Below are 19,228 nucleotides of genomic sequence, written 5' to 3'. Positions count from 1 at the left end.
CTGGCGCTGACCGCGACGGCATCCGGTGTGGCTTCGGCCGCCGGGGGAACGGCGGCCGAAGCGGCCCCGCGTCCGGTCGCGAGCGCTCCGAGGATCGCTCAGATGCCTCCGCTCATGGAGGCCATGGACTGGATGGTGGCCCACAAGGGCGACACCTCGTACCACGGCCGCTGCGAGTACGCGGTGGCGGCGGCCTGGAAGCGCCACGTCGTCCACACCACGGCGAAGGACCACTGGTTGTCGGACGACGGGGACCGGCACACCAACGGCACCCCGCCCATGGGGTCCTTCGTGTTCTGGAAGACGGGGAATCCGTCCTGGCACGTGGGCCTGTCGGACGGCCAGGGCGGTGTCTGGATGACGGACGCGGGACCGAACGGCGAGATCGGCCACAAGTCCAACTACAAGAGCACCGCCATCGGCACGTACCTGGGGTGGAAGCCGGGCAGCCCCTGACGGGGGGCCGACGGCGATTAGGTCAGTCGGCCTGGCGTACCTTCTGGGCCACCTCGGTGGCCCAGTAGGTGAGGATGTTCCGCGCTCCGGCACGCTTGATGCCGGTCAGGGTCTCGAAGATCGCCCGGTCCCGGTCGATCCAGCCCTTCTCGGCGGCGGCCTCGATCATCGCGTACTCGCCGGAGATCTGGTAGGCGGCGACGGGCACGTCCACGGCGTCCGCGACCCGGGCGAGGATGTCGAGGTACGGCCCGGCCGGCTTGACCATGACCATGTCCGCGCCCTCGGCGAGGTCCAGCTCCAGCTCCCGCAGGGACTCCCGCCAGTTGGCGGGGTCCTGCTGGTAGGTCTTGCGGTCGCCCTGGAGCGAGGAGGCGACGGCCTCGCGGAAGGGGCCGTAGAAGGCGGAGGAGTACTTGACGGTGTAGGCGAGGATCGCGACGTCCTCGCGGCCGATCTGGTCGAGCGCGTCGCGGATGACGCCGATCTGGCCGTCCATCATCCCGCTGGGGCCGACGACATGAGCGCCCGCGTCGGCCTGCACCTGCGCCATCTCGGCGTACCGCTCCAGGGTGGCGTCGTTGTCGACGCGGCCCTCGGCGTCCAGGACGCCGCAGTGCCCGTGGTCGGTGAACTCGTCCAGGCACAGGTCGGACATGACGAGCAGGTCGTCGCCGACCTCGGAGCGCACATCGCGCAGTGCGACCTGCAGGATCCCGTCCGGGTCGGTGCCGGCCGTGCCCTGGGCGTCCTTCTTGTCGTCCTCCGGGACGCCGAAGAGCATGATGCCGGAGATCCCGGCCGCCACGGCCTCCGCCGCGGCCTTCTTCAGGCTGTCGCGGGTGTGTTGGACGACTCCGGGCATGGCGGCGATCGGCACGGGCTCGCTCACGCCCTCCCGGACGAACGCCGGAAGGATGAAGTCGGCCGGGTGCAGGCGCGTCTCGGCGACCATGCGGCGCATGACGGGCGAGGTCCGCAGCCGTCGGGGACGCGTACCGGGGAAGGATCCGTACTTCGTCATGGCTCCTACGCTACGCCCGCCCGCCCCACGCCTTTGCCAACACCGTGTCGGCCCGGAGAACCGCTCACAGGTGGCCCGTAGACGTCGCATTCGCGGGCATGGCGGCGCCGTCATACGGCGTCTTCACCGACGACACGCGCGACGTCGCCGCCGTCGAGAAGGTCTTCGACGCCGACTACACGGCGACGTCGATCACCCCGACGGACGGCGAGAGCCGGCCATCATCCTCACCGGCACGGGCGTGGCCCAGCCGGTGGCGCAGACGAGCGTGGACGCCGAAGAGACCGGGGTACCAGGGGGCCCAGCCCCCTGGTACCTCAGGTGGTCGTGCGGCGCCGGCGCGCCCCCGGCCGCCGCTCGCTGGGTCGTGTCACCGGATCCCCGGCCTCCAGGGCGGCAGCGCGCCGCTTCATGCCGAAGTCGGCCAGCGCCTCCGCCAGCTTGTGCACCGACGGCTCCGGCGCCATGACATCGACCCGCAGCCCGTGCTCCTCGGCCGTCTTCGCCGTGGCCGGACCGATGCACGCGATCACCGTCACGTTGTGCGGCTTGCCCGCGATCCCGACCAGGTTCCGGACCGTCGACGACGACGTGAAGAGCACCGCGTCGAAACCGCCGCCCTTGATCGCCTCGCGGGTCTCCACCGGCGGCGGCGAGGCCCGCACGGTCCGGTAGGCCGTGACGTCGTCGACCTCCCAGCCCAGCTCGATCAGACCGGCCACCAGGGTCTCCGTGGCGATGTCCGCCCGGGGCAGGAAGACGCGGTCGATCGGGTCGAACACCGGGTCGTACGGCGGCCAGTCCTCCAGCAGACCGGCGGCCGACTGCTCGCCGCTCGGCACCAGGTCCGGCTTCACACCGAACGCGACGAGCGCCTTCGCGGTCTGCTCGCCCACCGCAGCCACCTTGATACCCGCAAAAGCCCGAGCATCAAGGCCGTACTCCTCGAACTTCTCCCGTACCGCCTTCACCGCGTTGACCGACGTGAAGGCGATCCACTCGTAGCGGCCCGTCACCAGGCCCTTGACCGCGCGCTCCATCTGCTGGGGCGTGCGCGGCGGCTCCACCGCGATCGTCGGGACCTCGTGCGGCACAGCGCCGTAGGACCGCAGCTGGTCGGAGAGCGACGCCGCCTGCTCCTTCGTGCGCGGCACGAGCACCTTCCAGCCGAACAGCGGCTTGGACTCGAACCACGACAGCTGGTCGCGCCGGGCGGTGGCGGAACGCTCGCCGACCACGGCTATCACCGGCCGGCCGCCGTCCGGCGACGGCAGCACCTTCGCCTGCTTCAGCGTCTGCGCGATCGTGCCGAGCGTCGCCGTCCAGGTGCGCTGGCGGGTCGTCGTACCGGCGATCGTCACTGTCAGGGGGGTGTCCGGCTTGCGGCCGGCCGACACCAGCTCGCCCGCCGCGGCGGACACGGAGTCCAGGGTCGTGGAGACGACGACCGTGCCGTCGGAGGCACCCACCTCCGTCCAGCACCGGTCCGAGGCCGTACGGGCGTCCACGAACCGGACGTCCGCTCCCTGCGCGTCCCGCAGCGGCACACCGGCGTACGCGGGCACGCCGACCGCGGCCGCGACACCCGGTACCACCTCGAAGGGCACACCGGCGGCGGCGCAGGCGAGCATTTCCTCGGCCGCGTACGTATCAAGTCCCGGGTCCCCGGACACCGCACGGACGACCCGCCTGCCGCCCCGCGCAGCCTCCATGACAAGATGAGCGGCATCCCGGGCAGCGGCCCGGAAAGCGGCGGTTGTTGACGTGCCGTCAACGACCGTCAACTGGGGCGTGCCCGGCGGCGCCGCGGAGGGATCCGCGTCGGTGGGCACCACGGAGACGCCCTGTCGGGCGTGCGTCCGGATCACGTCGAGCACCTCGTGCTCGGCGACCAGGACGTCCGCGTTCGACAGCGCCTCCACAGCGCGCAGAGTCAGCAGTCCCGGATCTCCGGGTCCGGCACCGAGGAAGGTGACGTGCCCGTGTTCAGGACCGGCGGCGGGAAGGGTGGTGGGGCTCAATGTGCTCGCTCCCCCATCAGACCGGCCGCGCCCCGGGCGAGCATCTCGGTGGCGAGGTCGCGACCGAGTGCCAACGCCTGGTCGTGCGTCTGGGGCACGGGACCGGTGGTGGACAGCTGCACCATGCGGGTGCCGTCGGTCGTGCCGACCACACCGCGCAGGCGCATTTCCTTGACAAACTGCCCGTCGGCCAGGAGGTCGGCCAGCGCGCCCACAGGGGCGCTGCAACCGGCCTCCAGGGCGGCGAGCAGTGACCGTTCGGCGGTCACGGCGGCCCGGGTGAACGGGTCGTCGAGCTCGCCGAGCGCCGCGATGAGGTCCGCGCGGTCCGCGGCACACTCGATCGCCAGGGCCCCCTGGCCGGGGGCGGGCAAAACCGTGTCGACCGACAGGAAGTCGGTCACCTCGTCGATCCTGCCGATCCGGTTCAGTCCGGCGGCGGCCAGGACGACCGCGTCGAGTTCGCCGTCCCGGACGTACCGGATGCGGGTGTCGACGTTGCCGCGTATCGGGACCGTCTCGATGTCCAGTCCGTGGGCGCGGGCGTACGCGTTCAGCTGCGCCATGCGGCGCGGCGCGCCGGTGCCGATGCGGGCGCCCCGCGGCAGATCGGTGAACTTGAGGGCGTCACGCGCGACGATCACGTCCCGCGGGTCCTCGCGCACCGGTACGGCGGCCAGGACCAGCTCGTCGGGCTGCGCGGTCGGCAGGTCCTTGAGCGAATGAACCGCGAAGTCGACCTCGCCCTTCAGCAGCGCGTCGCGCAGCGCCGTGACGAACACGCCGGTGCCGCCGATCTGCGCGAGTGCCTCGCGGGAGACATCGCCGTACGTGGTGATCTCGACCAGCTCGACGGGCCGCCCGGTCACCCGGCGGACGGCCTCCGCCACCTGCCCGGACTGGGCCATGGCGAGCTTGCTGCGCCTGGTCCCCAGTCTCAGTGCCTTCTCAGTCATGCCGGTCGGTCCTTCTTGTCTGTGCTGTCCCCGGCCCGGGAGACGGCGGCGACCGTCTCGGGGTCGAGGTCGAACAGGGTGCGCAGCGCGTCCGCGTACCCGGCGCCGCCGGGTTCGGCCGCGAGCTGCTTGACCCGTACGGTCGGCGCGTGCAGCAGCTTGTCGACGACCCGGTGCACGGCCTGCCGGATCTCACCGCGCTGGCGTTCGTCCAGGTCGGGCAGGCGGCCGTCGAGCCGCGCGATCTCACCGGCGACGACGTCGGCGGCCATGGTGCGCAGCGCGACCACGGTCGGCGTGATGTGCGCCGCCCGCTGTGCCGCGCCGAAGGCCGCGACCTCGTCGGAGACGATACGCCGGACCTGGTCCACATCGGCCGCCATCGGCGCGTCGGCGGAGGCTTCCGCCAGCGACTCGATGTCCACCAGCCGCACCCCGGCCAGCCGGTGCACGGCCGCGTCGATGTCGCGGGGCATGGCCAGGTCGAGGAGGAAGAGGGAGGGCGCGGGACGCTCGGCCACCGGCTCGGGCTTACGCCGCTCCGGGACGCGGCCGACGGTGGCGGCGGTCGCGGCCAGCGCGGTGATCAGCTCGGCGTCCGCCTCGGGCGTACGGCGGCCCGGACGGTCGAGGGTGCCGCCCGCGGCCCAGGCCGCGTGCTGCTCCAGGGTGGCCGCGTCCATGCCCGCGACGGCGGCCTCCCCCATGACGGAGAAGCCGGGCTGCACGGCGGCCAGGTCCAGCGGGCAGTTCTCGTCGGTGCCGACGCTGGTGGGCGGCAGCGGGGTGCCGGTGGTCCTGGGAGCCGTACGGGCGCTGTCGTCCTCGGCGGTACGGCCGCTGCCGGCGATCTCGGTGACGGGGGCGCCGGTGCGGCCCTCGACCGCCTGGGCGACCGTTTCCGCCGTGAGGACCAGGCCCGTCGCGCCGGTACAGGAGACGATGACGTCGGCACGTGTCAGCTCGCCCGGTATGGCGTCCATCGACACCGCGCGGGCGGTCGTCGTGTTGTCCTCGGCCTCGGTGAGGATCTGCGCGAGCCGCTCGGCGCGCTCGAAGGTGCGGTTGGCGACGACGACCTCGGCGATCCCGGATCGCGCGAGCGTGGCCGCGGCCAGCGAGGACATCGACCCGGCGCCGATGACCAGCGCCTTCTTGCCCTCGGCCCAGGCGGGCACCGCGGCGGAGACGGCCAGCTGCTCCAGGCCGAAGGTGACCAGGGACTGCCCGGCGCGGTCGATACCGGTCTCGGAGTGGGCGCGCTTGCCCACCCGCAGGGCCTGCTGGAACAGGTCGTTCAGCAGCCGTCCGGCGGTGTGCAGCTCCTGCGCCCTGGCCAGCGAGTCCTTGATCTGGCCGAGGATCTGTCCCTCGCCGACGACCATCGAGTCCAGGCCGCAGGCCACCGAGAACAGGTGGTGGACGGCCCGGTCCTCGTAGTGCACGTAGAGATAAGGGGTCAGTTCTTCCAGGCCGACACCGCTGTGCTGGGCGAGCAGCGTGGACAGCTCGGCGACGCCGGCGTGGAACTTGTCCACGTCGGCGTACAGCTCGATGCGGTTGCAGGTGGCGAGCACGGCGGCCTCGGTGGCCGGCTCGGCGGCGACCGTGTCCTGCAGCAGCTTGGTCTGGGCGTCCGCGCTCAGCGCGGCCCGCTCCAGCACGCTGACCGGCGCGCTGCGGTGGCTCAGCCCGACGACGAGGAGACTCATGCCGGCATCACGGCGGGTACGTCCCCGTCGGGTCCCTGGTCGGCGGAGTCGCCTGCGGACGCGCCACGGGCAGTGGCGGCGGGCAGTGCGCCGTCGCCCGCGGCGGTCTCCTCGCCGGCCTTGCGCTGCTCGTGGAAGGCGAGGATCTGGAGTTCGATCGAGAGGTCGACCTTGCGCACGTCGACGCCGTCCGGGACAGACAGCACGGTCGGCGCGAAGTTCAGGATGGAGGTGACGCCGGCGGCCACGAGCCGGTCGCAGACCTGCTGGGCGACGCCGGCGGGGGTGGCGATGACGCCGATGGACACCCCGTTGTCCTTGATGATCTTTTCGAGGTCGTCCGTGTGCTGCACGGGGATACCGGCGACGGGCTTCCCGGCCATCGCGGGGTCGGCGTCGATCAGCGCGGCGACACGGAAGCCGCGGGAGGCGAAACCGCCGTAGCCGGCGAGGGCGGCGCCGAGGTTACCGATACCGACGATGACAACCGGCCAGTCCTGGGTCAGGCCGAGTTCACGGGAGATCTGGTAGACGAGATACTCCACGTCGTAGCCGACACCGCGCGTTCCGTAGGAGCCCAGGTAGGAGAAGTCCTTGCGCAGCTTGGCGGAGTTGACCCCCGCCGCCGCGGCCAGCTCCTCGGAGGAGACCGTGGGCACCGAGCGCTCCGACAGCGCGGTCAGGGCTCGGAGGTACAGCGGAAGCCTGGCGACGGTGGCCTCGGGAATCCCTCGGCTGCGGGTCGCCGGTCGGTGTGTTCGGCCAGTTGCCACGGTGCTCCTGCGGGTAGAGCGGGGCTGCGGGCGGTCATGCGTCCCCAGACCGCCCCGTCGACAGCAGGCTATGTCTTTGTGAACGCGTGCACAAAGATGGTGTCCGATTTGCCCGGCAGAAGTGACCGGGGTCACGCAACCATGCTGCCCTCGCCGGGAACCGGTGCATACGCACCGACGTTCCTTCGTTACTGGGGGCAAACCCGCACACTCTCCTCACGAATCCCGCCCCCGAGACCAAACCGCCGTCGATCCTAAGTGACTTTCCGGGCCAGTTTGGACTACTCGGTCAGTGCCCGGCGCAGCCGCTCCTCGTTCACGCGCCAGAAGGTGTGCTGCTCGCCGTCGATCAGCACCACCGGGATCTGCTCCCAGTACCGGTCGTGCAGGTCACTGTCCTCGGTGATGTCCTTGTGCTCCCAGGACACGCCGAGTTCGCCGCAGACCTTGTCGACGACGAGCTGGGCGTCGTCACAGAGGTGACAGCCGGGCTTGCGGATCAGCGTGACGAGCCGCTCGCGGGGATCGGCCTTGCGCCGGAAAAGGGGACTCATACCGGCCATTCTCCCGCGTCGCCCGCCGGTGGCTCCCCCCGCGCGGAGCCCCTGCTCCACCCCCCGGGCCGCGCGCCCGTTTTACGGCCAGGTCGCGGAGAGTTCACACGCTTCCAACCTCTCGACCGACGGAAGCACCGAACAAACTGGCTATGCTCACGACATGGCCGCTCTCGGATGGCTCACTCCTCGTAGGCGCTCCGCCACGGCGCGCAGCGTGTTGGCAGGCGAGGCCTCGGCGGAGGCTGCCCGCAAGTCGTCGCAGGAAGCGCGGGAGACCCCGCAGGTCGCCGAGGAACCGGACTTCCCGGTGATCGGCGACGACAAGGCGGCCGCCTTCTTCGACCTCGACAACACCGTGATGCAGGGCGCCGCGCTGTTCCACTTCGGCCGGGGCCTGTACAAGCGGAAGTTCTTCGAGACCCGCGACCTGGCCAGGTTCGCCTGGCAGCAGGCCTGGTTCCGGCTGGCCGGCGTCGAGGACCCCGAGCACATGCAGGACGCCCGCGACTCGGCGCTGTCCATCGTCAAGGGCCACCGGGTCGCCGAACTCGCGTCGATCGGCGAGGAGATCTACGACGAGTACATGGCCGACCGCATCTGGCCCGGCACCCGCGCCCTCGCCCAGGCCCACCTGGACGCCGGCCAGAAGGTGTGGCTGGTCACGGCGGCACCCGTGGAGATCGCCCAGGTGATCGCCCGCCGCCTGGGCCTCACCGGCGCCCTCGGCACGGTCGCCGAGTCGGTGGACGGCGTCTACACCGGCAAGCTGGTCGGCGAGCCGCTGCACGGCCCGGCGAAGGCGGAGGCGGTGCGCGCCCTGGCGGCGGCGGAGGGCCTCGACCTCTCCCGCTGCGCGGCGTACAGCGACAGCCACAACGACATCCCGATGCTGTCCCTGGTCGGCCACCCCTACGCCATCAACCCCGACGCCAAGTTGCGCAGACACGCCCGCGAGCAGGACTGGCGGCTGCGGGACTACCGCACGGGCCGCAAGGCGGCCAAGGTCGGCATCCCGGCGGCGGCCGGCGTCGGCGCGGTCGCCGGCGGCACCGCGGCGGCCATCGCCCTGAGCCGACGCCGCCGATAGACGCCTGCGCGGCCACGGTCAGCCGTGCCGCCGTGGTCGGCGCGGGCGGCGCGGGCGGCGCGGGTGGGCGCGGTGGCACCTCCGAGCGAGTAGCGCGTCAAACCCGCCCGCCCTGTTACCGCGCACGGATTATGCCGCGGCCATTTCAACACGCCCCGTACCTCACCGAAACCGGCCGCTTTTCGCTCAACAAGCGGTCAATTTACGGCACTTGATGTGGCGTCAATCGATAAAAGAAGCGACGCAATCGATGATTTGAGCAACTCGGTGTAGCAGTGCCTGCACGAAGCGTTATTCTCCTCAGACGCAAACCGGTACCCCTCCGTCGCTACGACGGGTGAACGGTCCCGCACTGCACGTGATGGAAGCTCTGCCTCTGGGAGTCCCGTGTACCCACACGTCGGGGTTGACGCCTCGGGCCTGGCTACGCTGCGCGCAACAGTCGCAACGGTCAAAGAGACGCTGCGCGGCCTCGTCCCCACCGCGTACGCCGTCCCCGCCTTCGCCGCCGCCGCGCCCGTCGGCCCGTGCTACGCACTGGCCGACGGCAGCGCCGCGGTCGGCAGACGAGGGCGCTCCGCCGGCGCCGCCACCGCCCGCCGCCCGGCCGCCGACAGCGACAGCGCCCGGATGATGGACCTGGTCGAGCGCGCCCAGGCGGGCGAGGCCGAGGCCTTCGGCCGGCTGTACGACCAGTACAGCGACACGGTCTACCGCTACATCTACTACCGCGTCGGCGGCCGGGCCACCGCCGAGGACCTCACCAGCGAGACCTTTCTGCGGGCCCTCAGAAGGATCGGCACCTTCACCTGGCAGGGCCGCGACTTCGGGGCCTGGCTGGTGACGATCGCCCGGAACCTCGTCGCCGACCACTTCAAGTCCAGCCGCTTCCGGCTGGAGGTCACCACCGGCGAGATGCTCGACGCCAACGAGGTCGAGCGCTCCCCGGAGGACTCCGTCCTGGAATCCCTGTCGAACGCCGCGCTGCTCGACGCCGTACGCCGGCTCAACCCACAGCAGCAGGAGTGCGTCACGCTCCGCTTCCTCCAGGGCCTCTCGGTCGCCGAGACCGCCCGCGTCATGGGCAAGAACGAGGGCGCCATCAAGACCCTCCAGTACCGCGCTGTACGCACCCTGGCCCGGCTTCTGCCGGACGACGCGCGCTGAGCCGGGGCCCCCGCACGCCGCCACGGATGGCGACGGCCAACTCACGTTCCGTGAAAGCCCGTTGCCTTTCCGAACCGGTCATCCGCCGTCCGTAACCCAAGTGCCGCGCCAGTCGTTGTGCGGGATACAGGCTCCCTGCGGTCACGTCTTGGCCGACCCTGATCACTCGATCGTGTGGAAGTGGTCGCGGCGTGCAACCCTCAGGACCCCCTGGGGAGTCGACCGTCATGACGAGAGGAGGTGCCGCCAGTGATCGCGAACGTATCAACCCACCGGCGGGCGAACGCCTTCGCCCAGGCCCTGGAGGAGCAGTCCGACCGGGACACGGCGGCCGAGCAGTCCGAAAGTCCGGCGGGATTCCCGCCGACCGCCGAGGAACGCTCCGAGCAGGGCGAACTGCTGACCCTCACCACGGGCCTCGGCGCACTGCCCAAGCCGCAACTCGATCCCGAGGTCAAGGTCGTGCAGCGCGCCCAACTGGTGGCCGCGATGGAGGCCATGCTCCGGGAGGGCACCGGGGCGGCGGACACGCCCGTACCCGGACAGCGAGGGCACGGCCGGGGCGCGCACCGAGCGAGACCGCTGGGCAAACTCCGCCCCCGTTCCCGGCTGACCAAGGGACTCGCCGCGGGCGGCCTGAGCGTCGGCGTGGCCGCAGGAGCCTTCGGCGGAGTCGCCGCCGCAAGCTCCGAGGCCCTGCCCGGCGACTCGCTGTACGGCCTCAAACGCGGCATCGAGGACTTCAAGCTCAACTACCTGACCGACGGCGACGACCAGCGCGGCCAGACCTACCTCGACCAGGCCTCCACCCGGCTCAACGAGGCCCGCCGGCTGATGGACCGCGGCCGCGGTGGCCAGCTCGACCACGAGTCCATCGGTGAGATCCGCCGCACGCTCTCCGGCATGCAGCACGACGTGGCGGAGGGCCACCGCCTGCTCCACGAGGCCTATGAGGCGGACCCCGGCTCGCTCGGCCCGATCCAGGCCCTCTCCACCTTCTCCCGGTCCCACCGCGAGGTCTGGAGCGCGCTCAGCGACAAGCTGCCCGTGCAGCTCGGGGACGTCAAACAGCAGGTGTCGTCGGTGTTCGACGCCATAGACCAAGAGGTCGCCCCGCTGCAGTCCCTGCTCCCGCCGCCGCCCTCCCAGAGCAGCGACGGCAAGCGGCAGGGCACCAGCTCGGCCACCACCGGCTCCTCCGGCGCCCACCGGTCGACCACGCCCAGCGCCTCCGGCCACACCCCGGCCTCCGGCAAGCACACCAGCACCGGAGACCCGAGCGGCTCGGCCACCGGCAGCAGCGGCGAGGGCCTGATCGGCGGCAACACCGGCGGGCTGCTGGAGCCACCGAAGACCGGCCCCGGCAGCAGCGCACCGTCCACCAGCAAGCCCCCGACGACCGCACCGGACGTCACCCTTCCCCCGCTCCTCCCGGGCCTCCTGCCCGGCCTGGGCATCGAGGGCGAGGAAACGCACTGACCCTGACCCCCCACGGATACGACGACGGGGGCGCCCTTTCCGAGCAGGGCGCCCCCGTCGTCGTATCCGGACCAGGTCGTCGTGTCCGGACCAGGCCTCAGACCGGCGTCAGAAGAACTCAGAAGAACACCGAGCGCCGCTGCACCAGCAGCTTGTACAGCGTGTGCTGGATCTGCTCGCGGACCTGGTCGGTCAGGTTGAACATCAGCATCGGGTCCTCGGCCGCCTCCGGCGGATAACCGTCCGTCGGGATGGGCTCGCCGAACTGGATCGTCCACTTCGTCGGCAACGGGATCGCACCGAGCGGACCGAGCCAGGGAAACGTCGGTGTCAGCGGGAAGTACGGGAAGCCCAGCAGCCGCGCCAGCGTCTTCGCGTTGCCGATCATCGGGTAGATCTCCTCCGCCCCGACGATCGAGCAGGGAATGATCGGCGCGCCCTGCCGCAGCGCCGTCGACACGAAACCGCCACGGCCGAACCGCTGGAGCTTGTACCGCTCGCTGAAAGGTTTCCCGATGCCCTTGAAGCCCTCCGGCATCACCCCGACCAGCTCGCCCTGCGCCAGCAGCCGCTCGGCGTCCTCCGCACACGCCAGGGTGTGCCCCAGCTTGCGCGCCAGCTCGTTGACCACCGGCAGCACGAACACCAAGTCGGCCGCCAGCAGCCGCAGATGACGGCCGGCCGGATGGCGGTCGTGCACGGCGACCTGCATCATCAGCCCGTCCAGCGGCAGCGTCCCGGAGTGGTTGGCGACGATCAGCGCCCCGCCCTTCGCCGGGATGTTCTCGATGCCCTTCACCTCGACCCGGAAGTACTTCTCGTACACCGGCCGCAGCATCGACATCAGGACCTGGTCGGTCAGCTCCTCGTCGTAACCGAAGTCGTCGACGTCGTAGTCCCCGGTCAGCCGGCGCCGCAGGAAGGCCAGCCCGGCCGCCACACGCCGCTCCAGGCCCGCGTCCCGCCCCCCGTCACCCGACCGCTCCAACGGCCCCTCCGCACGGCTCACAGACCCGTCTTCCTGCCCCCCGCCCCGGCCCGGCAGAGGCTGGACCTCACCCATCTCCCCGGCCTCGCCGAGCGCGCCGCGCCGACTGCCCGCGCCGCGCCGCCGCGCCGGGCGCTGCACGGCGCTGCCCCGGGACCGGTCGTCGTCGAACGGAATGACCTTGGCGTCCGCCATCGTTGCCGCTCTCCTCAGTTGGCGCTGTGCGTGGTGAGCCGGCCGCCGCCCCTCGCGGCCAGCGCGGCGATCCGGTCGACGGCCCCCGCGAGGGCCTCCGGCGGCACCAGACCAGGGCCCTGGCCGCGCGCGAAGTCCTCGAACGTCTCCGCCGTCGTGTACCGGGGCGTGAAACCCAGCGTCTCGCGCATCTGGACCGTGTCCACCACCCGCCCGTGCGTGAGCAGCCGGATCTGCTCCGGCGAGAAGTCCGTCATACCGAGCGTACGCACCAGCGAACCCGCCCACGTGACCGCGGGCAGCAGCAGCGGCACGGTCGGCCGTCCGAGCCGCCGGGAGCACTGCGACAACAGCAGCACGCCGTCGCCCGCGATGTTGAACGTGCCGCTGTTGAGGGTGCCCCGGCGCGGCTCGTGCGAGGCGATCCGCAGCACCTCGATGACGTCGTCCTAGTGCGCGAACTGCAGCCGCGGGTCGTAGCCGAACACGGTCGGCAGGACGGGCAGCGCGAAGTAGGAGGCCAGCGGGGTCTCCGCGGCCGGCCCGAGGATGTTGGCGAACCGCAGCACGCACACCGCGACGTCCGGCCGCCGCCGGGCGAACCCGCGCACATACCCCTCGACCTCGACCGTGTCCTTCGCGAACCCACCGCTCGGCAGCGACTTCGGCGGAGTCGTCTCGGTGAACACGGCCGGATCACGCGGCGCCGACCCGTACACGTTCGTACTGGACTTCACCACCAGCCGCCTCACGGCCGGCGACTTCTGGCAGGCGCCGAGCAGTTGCATGGTGCCGATGACGTTGGTCTCCTTGACCGTGGCCCGGCTGCCGCTGCCCAGCGCCGTACCCGTCACATCCATGTGGACGACCGTGTCGGCGCCCGTCTCGGCGAGCACCCGGGCGATCGTCGGCTGCCGGATGTCGGCCTGGATGAAGTCCGCCCCGCCCAGATGGTGCGCCGGCGGCACCGCGTCCACGGCGATCACCCGGTCGACCTCCGGATCCCGCTGGATCCGCCGTACGAACCGGCCGCCCAGTTGCCGGGCCACTCCGGTGACGAGCACGACCTTCCCCAAGATCAGCGCCTTCCCTCGTACGTGATGCGTACGGCCAACCTAGCGGGTTGTTGTTGCGCTGTGATGACCGCCCGATGCATGAAGTGACGGAAATTCACTCATCGGAACTTCCAGGTTCCCCCGCGGGTAGGTTCCCCCGCGGGACGGGTGCCCCGAAAACGGCTGTGGCCTCCCACCAGTGCGATGGGAGGCCACAGAAACACGCTGACACGCTCTCGCGCGTCGCCTACTTCTTGTTGCGACGCTGAACGCGCGTGCGCTTGAGCAGCTTGCGGTGCTTCTTCTTGGCCATCCGCTTGCGCCGCTTCTTGATAACAGAGCCCACGACTACCCTCGCTCACTTCTCATCACTCGGTTGTTTGGGCGCCATGGGCCCACACGACCTACGAGGGGCTAGCCTACCCAACCGAGCGCCCAGGTCGTAATCGAGGGGGTAACCCCAGGTCACCCGCGGTCACCCACGGCCACCCGGGGTCGTCGTCAGGCCGTCTCCACCCCCACATAGCTGTCGCGGAGGTACTCGTGTACCGCCTGTTCCGGGACACGGAAGGACCGCCCCACCCGGATCGCGGGCAGATGACCGCTGTGCACCAAGCGGTACACGGTCATCTTCGACACTCGCATCACCGAGGCGACCTCCGCCACGGTAAGGAACTGAACCTCGTTCAGAGGCCTCTCGCCAGCTGCAGCCATGACACACCTGAACCTTCCGCACTCGACGGCCACCGGCTTCCCCTTCCGGTGACTCTTCGTCGTTGCGTGCTCACTCCCCAATGTAGGGGCGGGTGATGCAAGTGGGGAAGAGGTGCACCCATCGCAGGCCTACTGTGACAGACTCGCTCGTTTGAGTACGTAGCGGGTAAGCGGCCGGTAGTGATCAGACCGCACGCCGTCATCAACCGGAACGACGACGGACACGCGCCCCTCCGCCTCCCCCACGAACAGCGCCGGATCATCGGTGTCGGCCAGCCCGATCGCCTCGAACCCCAGCTGACCAGCACCGCAGACCCACCCGTGGTCCCCGACGACCAGCTCCGGCAACGGCCCGCCACCCGCCGCCGCGGCCTCCAGCACGACCCGAACCGGCAGCGGCGAATGACAGTGCACGCCCGGCTCACAACCCGGGCGCCCACCACCGGGTTCCCGCACCAACCCGACCCCCCGCGCGTAGTCCAGTGCACACGTACGTAGACCGAACCGGGTCAATATGTCGACACAGCGACCCTGCGCCGGGGTGAGCACGGCACACCCCGCCGCCGAGAGCGCGTCCGCCAAGCCTGCGTAGAACGCGAGCAGCCGCTGCGGATGCCCGGTCCCGAACAACACCGGCGCCCCCCGCCTCGCCGCCTCCCCGATCCGCCCCGCGAACGCGTCCAGCGCGGCCAGCGTCCGCTCGGGATCGATCACGTCCGGACCCGAAGTGTGCCGGGGATCGGCCGAGACCCCGCACCTCTCCGCCATCAGACCCAGCACGTCCCGCTGCCCCCAGACCCCTTCGGGGTCGATGCCGATCAGCACCCGCGGATCCCGCGCGGCGAACAGCCGGTAACTTCGCAGACTGTCCTCCCGCGAGGTCCCGATCTCCCCGGCGAGCCGGACAGCCAGCAGATGCGCGCGCAGAGCTCCGCCGGTCGACATGCGTGCGATCGTGACGCATCGGGCCGGGCGAGGGGACGGGAACGGACGAAGTCCGCACGGTTGGCCTAACGGCCGAGAAGGATCACGGCAGCAGCCCGCGCAACGGAAACACCGCCCGGCGAGTGGCCCGTACGGCCTGGTCCAGGCGATCAGCGGGGTCGTAACCCGACTCCCACGACGCCCAGTTCACCGGCCAGCGCCCATCCGTCATCCGCTGCGGCCCCAACTGCCGGGTCCGGGCGAACACCTCCTGCCGCCACGGCTCGGGAATCACCGCCTCCGGCGCCACCGGCCTCCCCGCCGCGATCCCCACCAGATGCGTCCACGACCGCGGCACGACATCGACCACCGCATACCCGCCGCCCCCCAGCGCGATCCACTTCCCCCCGGCGTACTCGTGCGCCAGCTCATGACACGCCACCTGCACCGCCCGCTGCGCATCCAGCGACACGGCGAGATGCGCCAGCGGATCCTCGAAGTGCGTGTCGGCCCCGTGCTGCGACACGAGCACCTGCGGCCGGAACTCCGCGAGCAGCTCGGGCACCACCGCGTGAAACGCCCGGACCCACCCCGCGTCCCCGGTCCCCGCCGGCAGCCCGACATTCACGGCCGAGCCCTCGGCGCGGTCCGCCCCGGTCTCCTGCGGCCACCCGGTCTGCGGGAACAACGTACGGGGATGCTCGTGCAACGAGATCGTCAGCACCCGCGGATCCTCCCAGAACGCCGCCTGCACCCCGTCCCCGTGGTGCACGTCGACGTCCACATAGGCGACCCGCTCGGCCCCCAGCTCCAGCAACCGGGCAATGGCCAGCGCGGCGTCGTTGTAGATGCAGAACCCCGACGCGCCTCCCGGCATCGCGTGATGCAGCCCGCCCGCGAAGTTCACGGCGTGCTCGGCGTCCCCCCGCCACACCGCCTCCGCCGCCCCCACGGACTGCCCGGCGATCAGCGCCGACACCTCGTGCATCCCCACGAACGCGGGATCATCGACGGTCCCCAGCCCGTACGCCCCGTGGGCCCCCGCCGGATCCGCCGACGCCGCCTTCACGGCGTCGATGTAGTCCTGCCGGTGGACCAGCCGCAGCGTCGACTCCCCGGCCGGCTTGGCCGCGACGACCTCCAGCTCCCGGTCGAGCCCGAAGGCAGCCACCAGTTTCCGGGTCAGTGCCAGCCGGACCGGATCCATCGGATGGTCCGGGCCGAAGTCATAGCCCGTTACTGCCTCGTCCCACATCAGCTGTGCGCGGCCGCTCATGCCCGCCACCGTATCGGTCCGGTTGAGCGGCGAACGACCTGGCGTACACCAACGTCACCAGCACCAACACCATCGGCACGAGCATCGCCCCCCGGTAGCTCCAGGCGTCGCCCAGTGCCCCCACCAACGGCGAACCGACCAGAAAACCCACGTAATTGAAGATGTTCAGCCGCGCGACGGCCGCATCCGAAGCACCCGGGAACAGCCTGCCCGCCGCCGCGAAAGTCTGCGGCACCAGCACGCACAACCCCAGACCCAGCAGTGTGAACCCGAGCATCCCGACCCAGGCCCCGGACGCCGAGGCCACCACCGCGAACCCGCCCGCCGCCACCAGCGTCCCCAGCCGTACGACCGCCGCCGCCCCGAACCGCCGCACCCCGAAGTCCCCGATGGCCCGCCCCAGCAGAGTGGTCACCATGTACACGTTGTACGGAACGGTCGCCAGCTGCTCCGAGCTGCCCAGCACGTCCTTCAGGTACTTGGCGCTCCAGTTGGAGACGGTCGAGTCCCCGATGTAGGCGAAGGTCATCACCAGGCACAGCGGCAACAGCAGCTTGAAGACGACACCCCCGCCCTGCCCCTGGCCCCGCTCCTGACCCACGGACGCCGGCTCGTCGTCGACGTACCACCGGCTCCCCACGAGCGTCGCGGGCAGCAGCACGGCCACCACCGGCAGGTACGACACCCACAGCGCGAGATGCCAGTGCGCCCCCACCCACGCCAGCGAGGCGCCCAGGATCCCGCCCAGGCTGTAGGCGGCATGGAAGCTGAGCATGATGCTCCGCCCGTACGACCGCTGCAGGCTCACCCCCAGCATGTTCATGGAGGCGTCCAGCGCCCCCACCGCCAGCCCGAACGCGCCCAGCGCCACCGCCAGCTCCGCGATCCGCCCGCCCGCCCCGGCACCGAGCAGCGCCAGCAGCACCAGCGGCTGGGACCAGCGCAGCAGCCGGCTGGGCCGTATCCGCTTCACCAGCTGCTCGGTGGTCACACTGCCGACACCCGCGAGGATGGGTACGGCGGCCAGGAACACCGGCAACAGCGCGTCGGAGATGCCGTACCGGTCCTGGATCGCCGGGATGCGCGTCACGAGCAAGGCGAAGGTGACGCCCTGGGCGAAGAAGCCGAACGCCAGCGAGGCCCTACCGCGCCGCAGCACATCTGTCATGGCGGCGAGCGTAGGGCCCCGGACTACCTGTGGGTAGATCCAGCCAAAGATGAATTTCCTTCAGCTTTACCTGGTGAGTACGTGTGGGTCAGGCGGCGACGGGCGCGGTGGCCCCGGCCTCGCCGACCTCGGCTCCGGACTCGGTCTCGGCCTGGAGCATCTTCTGCATCGGCTCGATGGCCAGTCCACCGCCGACGAGCATGCCGATCCCGATCGCGCCGACCACGAAGACCGTGCCGAGCCAGACCATGGTGTCCACGGGGACGGTGTAGGCACCCACGACCCGCGCGACGCACTCGGTGAGCAGGGCCAGGCCCCAGACGACGGAGTAGGCCCGCTCCTTGCGCAGGAACTCCGCGGACCGGGCCGTCGCTCCGGACGTCAGCCGCGTCCAGGCGGCCTCCTTGGCCGCGTCGGTCTTCACCAGGAAGGGCTTCAGGCCCGCGGTCATCATCGGCTTGCCCATGCGCACGGAGAGCAGGATCCCGATCCCGACGGTGCTGCTGACCACGCCGTCCTTCGCGAGCATCAGCCGGGGGTCACCGGAGACGAAGGTCAAGAGCAGCGAAACGAGGTTGACGGCCAGGATCAGCCCGGCGAGTCCGTTCGCCTTCCGCTCCTTCACCAGGGCCCACACGGTCCGCACCGCCGGCACCACACTGCTCCAGGCGAGCGCGGCGAAGGTGCTCATCCCGAGGGCATCCTTGAACAGGTAGTACGAGCCGAGCGGCACCGCCACGTCCAGGATCAGCGGCTTGAAGTTGTCCAGCACGCTCGGGTTCTGCTTCTGCTGCTCGGTCCGGCCCTGGGCCCCCGTGTTCTTCGTCATGCCCTCAGCTTCGCCCCCGCAGGGGGTCCGCCTGTAGAAACGATCGTCCGGACGTCCGCATGACAATTGTCAGGGTCCGGCCCGATGGCTCAGGTCATACCAGCAGTTCGGCCAACTCCCCCATGGACGAGAAAAGTTGATTCGCCCCCGCCAGCCTTGCCGCCGGCGTCATCGCGGTGAACCCGAAGACATCCATCCCGGCCGCAACGGCCGCCTGGACTCCCAGCGGGGAGTCTTCTATGACCACACACCGCTCCGGTGCGACCCCCATGCGCTCGGCCGCGTGGAGAAAGAGGTCGGGCGCCGGCTTGCCCCGGCCCACGTCCTCGGAGCTGAAGATCCGCTCCTCGGCGAACCACCGGTCGAGCCCGGTCGTACGATGCCCGACGCGGATCCGCGCATGGCTCCCGGAGGAGGCGACGCAGTACGGCACCCCGTCCGCGGCCAGCTTCTCGAGTACCCCCTCGACGCCTGCGACGGGCTGCAACTCCCGCTCGAACGCGGCGAACACGCGCGCGTGGAAGACGTCGTCGAAGTCGTCCGGCAGCCGCTGCCCGGTCCGCTCCAGCACCAGTTCGTGGATCCGGTGCATGGCCGATCCCATGTAGTCCCGGATGGAGTCCTCGTACGACGTCGGGTGTCCCAGCTCGGTCAGATAGGCGGCCAGGTGCCGATTGGAGATCGGCTCACTGTCGACGAGGACACCGTCGTTGTCGAAAATGACAAGGTCATAGCGCATGCATTCGATCATAAACGCAGAAAGGCCCACGCCATACGGCGTGGGCCTTTCTCAAAAATTGTTCGGCGGCGTCCTACTCTCCCACAGGGTCCCCCCTGCAGTACCATC

Annotated in this window: 18 protein-coding genes and 1 pseudogene; 4 read left to right on the top strand and 15 right to left on the bottom strand. The window is 70.8% G+C overall.

Annotated features, from left to right (window positions below):
• The first annotated feature begins 102 nt into the window (after positions 1-102).
• Complete coding sequence (locus IO33_RS44320) at positions 103-456, top strand: hypothetical protein (protein ID WP_157857873.1); 354 nt, start codon at positions 103-105, stop codon at positions 454-456.
• Positions 457-478: 22 nt separating this feature from the next.
• On the opposite strand, the gene hemB is transcribed toward IO33_RS44320, so the two are convergent.
• The 6 genes from hemB to IO33_RS0119550 all read right to left on the bottom strand — a co-directional run bounded on the left by hemB (position 479) and on the right by IO33_RS0119550 (position 7,505).
• Positions 479-1,480 carry a porphobilinogen synthase gene (hemB, locus tag IO33_RS0119575; protein WP_031166697.1) on the bottom strand — a complete coding sequence of 334 codons (1,002 nt, stop codon included), beginning with the start codon at positions 1,478-1,480 and terminating at the stop codon, positions 479-481.
• Between the two features lie 317 nt (positions 1,481-1,797).
• The gene (locus IO33_RS0119570; protein ID WP_031166695.1) at positions 1,798-3,501 is read right to left on the bottom strand and encodes a bifunctional uroporphyrinogen-III C-methyltransferase/uroporphyrinogen-III synthase; all 1,704 of its coding nucleotides are present in this window, start codon (positions 3,499-3,501) and stop codon (positions 1,798-1,800) included.
• Positions 3,498-4,457, bottom strand: coding sequence for a hydroxymethylbilane synthase (hemC, locus tag IO33_RS0119565; protein WP_031166693.1), 960 nt, complete (start codon positions 4,455-4,457; stop codon positions 3,498-3,500). Before hemC ends, IO33_RS0119570 begins: the two co-directional genes overlap by 4 nt.
• Positions 4,454-6,169 (bottom strand): glutamyl-tRNA reductase, encoded by a 1,716-nt coding sequence (locus IO33_RS0119560; RefSeq protein ID WP_031166690.1) that lies wholly within the window; start codon positions 6,167-6,169, stop codon positions 4,454-4,456. Before IO33_RS0119560 ends, hemC begins: the two co-directional genes overlap by 4 nt.
• Positions 6,166-6,942 (bottom strand): redox-sensing transcriptional repressor Rex, encoded by a 777-nt coding sequence (locus tag IO33_RS0119555; RefSeq protein ID WP_031166688.1) that lies wholly within the window; start codon positions 6,940-6,942, stop codon positions 6,166-6,168. The genes IO33_RS0119560 and IO33_RS0119555 overlap by 4 nt, the downstream gene beginning before the upstream one ends.
• A 281-nt stretch (positions 6,943-7,223) precedes the next feature.
• A complete protein-coding gene (locus IO33_RS0119550; RefSeq protein ID WP_107069338.1) occupies positions 7,224-7,505 on the bottom strand; it encodes a glutaredoxin family protein in 282 nt (93 codons plus the stop codon).
• A gap of 154 nt (positions 7,506-7,659) precedes the next feature.
• On the opposite strand from IO33_RS0119550, the gene IO33_RS0119545 reads away from it, so the two are divergent.
• The 3 genes from IO33_RS0119545 (at position 7,660) to IO33_RS0119535 (ending at position 11,232) form a co-directional block, all read left to right on the top strand.
• Positions 7,660-8,586 (top strand): HAD family hydrolase, encoded by a 927-nt coding sequence (locus IO33_RS0119545; protein WP_078963775.1) that lies wholly within the window; start codon positions 7,660-7,662, stop codon positions 8,584-8,586.
• Positions 8,587-8,973: 387 nt separating this feature from the next.
• Positions 8,974-9,753, top strand: a complete 780-nt coding sequence (locus IO33_RS0119540; protein WP_031166682.1) for an ECF subfamily RNA polymerase sigma factor, BldN family — start codon at positions 8,974-8,976, stop codon at positions 9,751-9,753.
• Positions 9,754-10,002: 249 nt separating this feature from the next.
• Complete coding sequence (locus tag IO33_RS0119535; RefSeq protein WP_031166679.1) at positions 10,003-11,232, top strand: DUF5667 domain-containing protein; 1,230 nt, start codon at positions 10,003-10,005, stop codon at positions 11,230-11,232.
• A gap of 118 nt (positions 11,233-11,350) precedes the next feature.
• Here IO33_RS0119535 and IO33_RS0119530 read toward each other — a convergent pair whose 3' ends face one another.
• From IO33_RS0119530 to IO33_RS0119490, 9 genes and pseudogenes are all read right to left on the bottom strand, one after another.
• A complete protein-coding gene (locus IO33_RS0119530) occupies positions 11,351-12,415 on the bottom strand; it encodes a lysophospholipid acyltransferase family protein (protein ID WP_031166677.1) in 1,065 nt (354 codons plus the stop codon).
• 14 nt (positions 12,416-12,429) lie between these two features.
• A pseudogene (locus IO33_RS44315) lies at positions 12,430-13,491 on the bottom strand (NAD-dependent epimerase/dehydratase family protein).
• 226 nt (positions 13,492-13,717) lie between these two features.
• A complete protein-coding gene (locus tag IO33_RS47515; RefSeq protein WP_003948845.1) occupies positions 13,718-13,816 on the bottom strand; it encodes a 30S ribosomal protein bS22 in 99 nt (32 codons plus the stop codon).
• A gap of 155 nt (positions 13,817-13,971) precedes the next feature.
• Entirely contained in the window at positions 13,972-14,184 is a 213-nt protein-coding gene (locus IO33_RS0119515) for a helix-turn-helix domain-containing protein (RefSeq protein WP_121791081.1), read from the bottom strand.
• A 129-nt stretch (positions 14,185-14,313) separates the two neighbouring features.
• Positions 14,314-15,129: a phosphatase gene (locus IO33_RS0119510; protein WP_031166674.1), complete on the bottom strand. Its 816-nt coding sequence runs from the start codon at positions 15,127-15,129 to the stop codon at positions 14,314-14,316.
• An 82-nt stretch (positions 15,130-15,211) separates the two neighbouring features.
• A complete protein-coding gene (locus IO33_RS0119505) occupies positions 15,212-16,384 on the bottom strand; it encodes an acetoin utilization protein AcuC (protein ID WP_031166672.1) in 1,173 nt (390 codons plus the stop codon).
• A complete protein-coding gene (locus IO33_RS0119500; protein WP_031166670.1) occupies positions 16,335-17,552 on the bottom strand; it encodes an MFS transporter in 1,218 nt (405 codons plus the stop codon). Before IO33_RS0119500 ends, IO33_RS0119505 begins: the two co-directional genes overlap by 50 nt.
• An 88-nt stretch (positions 17,553-17,640) precedes the next feature.
• Positions 17,641-18,381: a VC0807 family protein gene (locus IO33_RS0119495; protein ID WP_031166668.1), complete on the bottom strand. Its 741-nt coding sequence runs from the start codon at positions 18,379-18,381 to the stop codon at positions 17,641-17,643.
• 94 nt (positions 18,382-18,475) lie between these two features.
• Positions 18,476-19,120 carry an HAD family hydrolase gene (locus IO33_RS0119490; RefSeq protein WP_031166666.1) on the bottom strand — a complete coding sequence of 215 codons (645 nt, stop codon included), beginning with the start codon at positions 19,118-19,120 and terminating at the stop codon, positions 18,476-18,478.
• Positions 19,121-19,228 lie beyond the last annotated feature (108 nt).

Source organism: Streptomyces durhamensis (genome assembly GCF_000725475.1).
Taxonomy (GTDB): domain Bacteria; phylum Actinomycetota; class Actinomycetes; order Streptomycetales; family Streptomycetaceae; genus Streptomyces; species Streptomyces filipinensis.
This window is presented reverse-complemented; position numbering and strand designations above follow the sequence as displayed.

Bases quoted from the DNA above. Each gene is read 5' to 3' on its own strand.
- IO33_RS0119515 (WP_121791081.1), bottom strand. From the start codon at position 14,184: ATGGCTGCAGCTGGCGAGAGGCCTCTGAACGAGGTTCAGTTCCTTACC.
- IO33_RS0119560 (WP_031166690.1), bottom strand. From the start codon at position 6,169: ATGAGTCTCCTCGTCGTCGGGCTGAGCCACCGCAGCGCGCCGGTCAGC.
- IO33_RS0119530 (WP_031166677.1), bottom strand. From the start codon at position 12,415: ATGGCGGACGCCAAGGTCATTCCGTTCGACGACGACCGGTCCCGGGGC.
- IO33_RS0119505 (WP_031166672.1), bottom strand. From the start codon at position 16,384: ATGAGCGGCCGCGCACAGCTGATGTGGGACGAGGCAGTAACGGGCTAT.
- IO33_RS0119490 (WP_031166666.1), bottom strand. From the start codon at position 19,120: ATGCGCTATGACCTTGTCATTTTCGACAACGACGGTGTCCTCGTCGAC.
- IO33_RS0119510 (WP_031166674.1), bottom strand. From the start codon at position 15,129: ATGTCGACCGGCGGAGCTCTGCGCGCGCATCTGCTGGCTGTCCGGCTC.
- IO33_RS0119500 (WP_031166670.1), bottom strand. From the start codon at position 17,552: ATGACAGATGTGCTGCGGCGCGGTAGGGCCTCGCTGGCGTTCGGCTTC.
- IO33_RS0119495 (WP_031166668.1), bottom strand. From the start codon at position 18,381: ATGACGAAGAACACGGGGGCCCAGGGCCGGACCGAGCAGCAGAAGCAG.
- IO33_RS0119545 (WP_078963775.1), top strand. From the start codon at position 7,660: ATGGCCGCTCTCGGATGGCTCACTCCTCGTAGGCGCTCCGCCACGGCG.
- hemC (WP_031166693.1), bottom strand. From the start codon at position 4,457: ATGACTGAGAAGGCACTGAGACTGGGGACCAGGCGCAGCAAGCTCGCC.
- IO33_RS44320 (WP_157857873.1), top strand. From the start codon at position 103: ATGCCTCCGCTCATGGAGGCCATGGACTGGATGGTGGCCCACAAGGGC.
- IO33_RS0119550 (WP_107069338.1), bottom strand. From the start codon at position 7,505: ATGGCCGGTATGAGTCCCCTTTTCCGGCGCAAGGCCGATCCCCGCGAG.
- hemB (WP_031166697.1), bottom strand. From the start codon at position 1,480: ATGACGAAGTACGGATCCTTCCCCGGTACGCGTCCCCGACGGCTGCGG.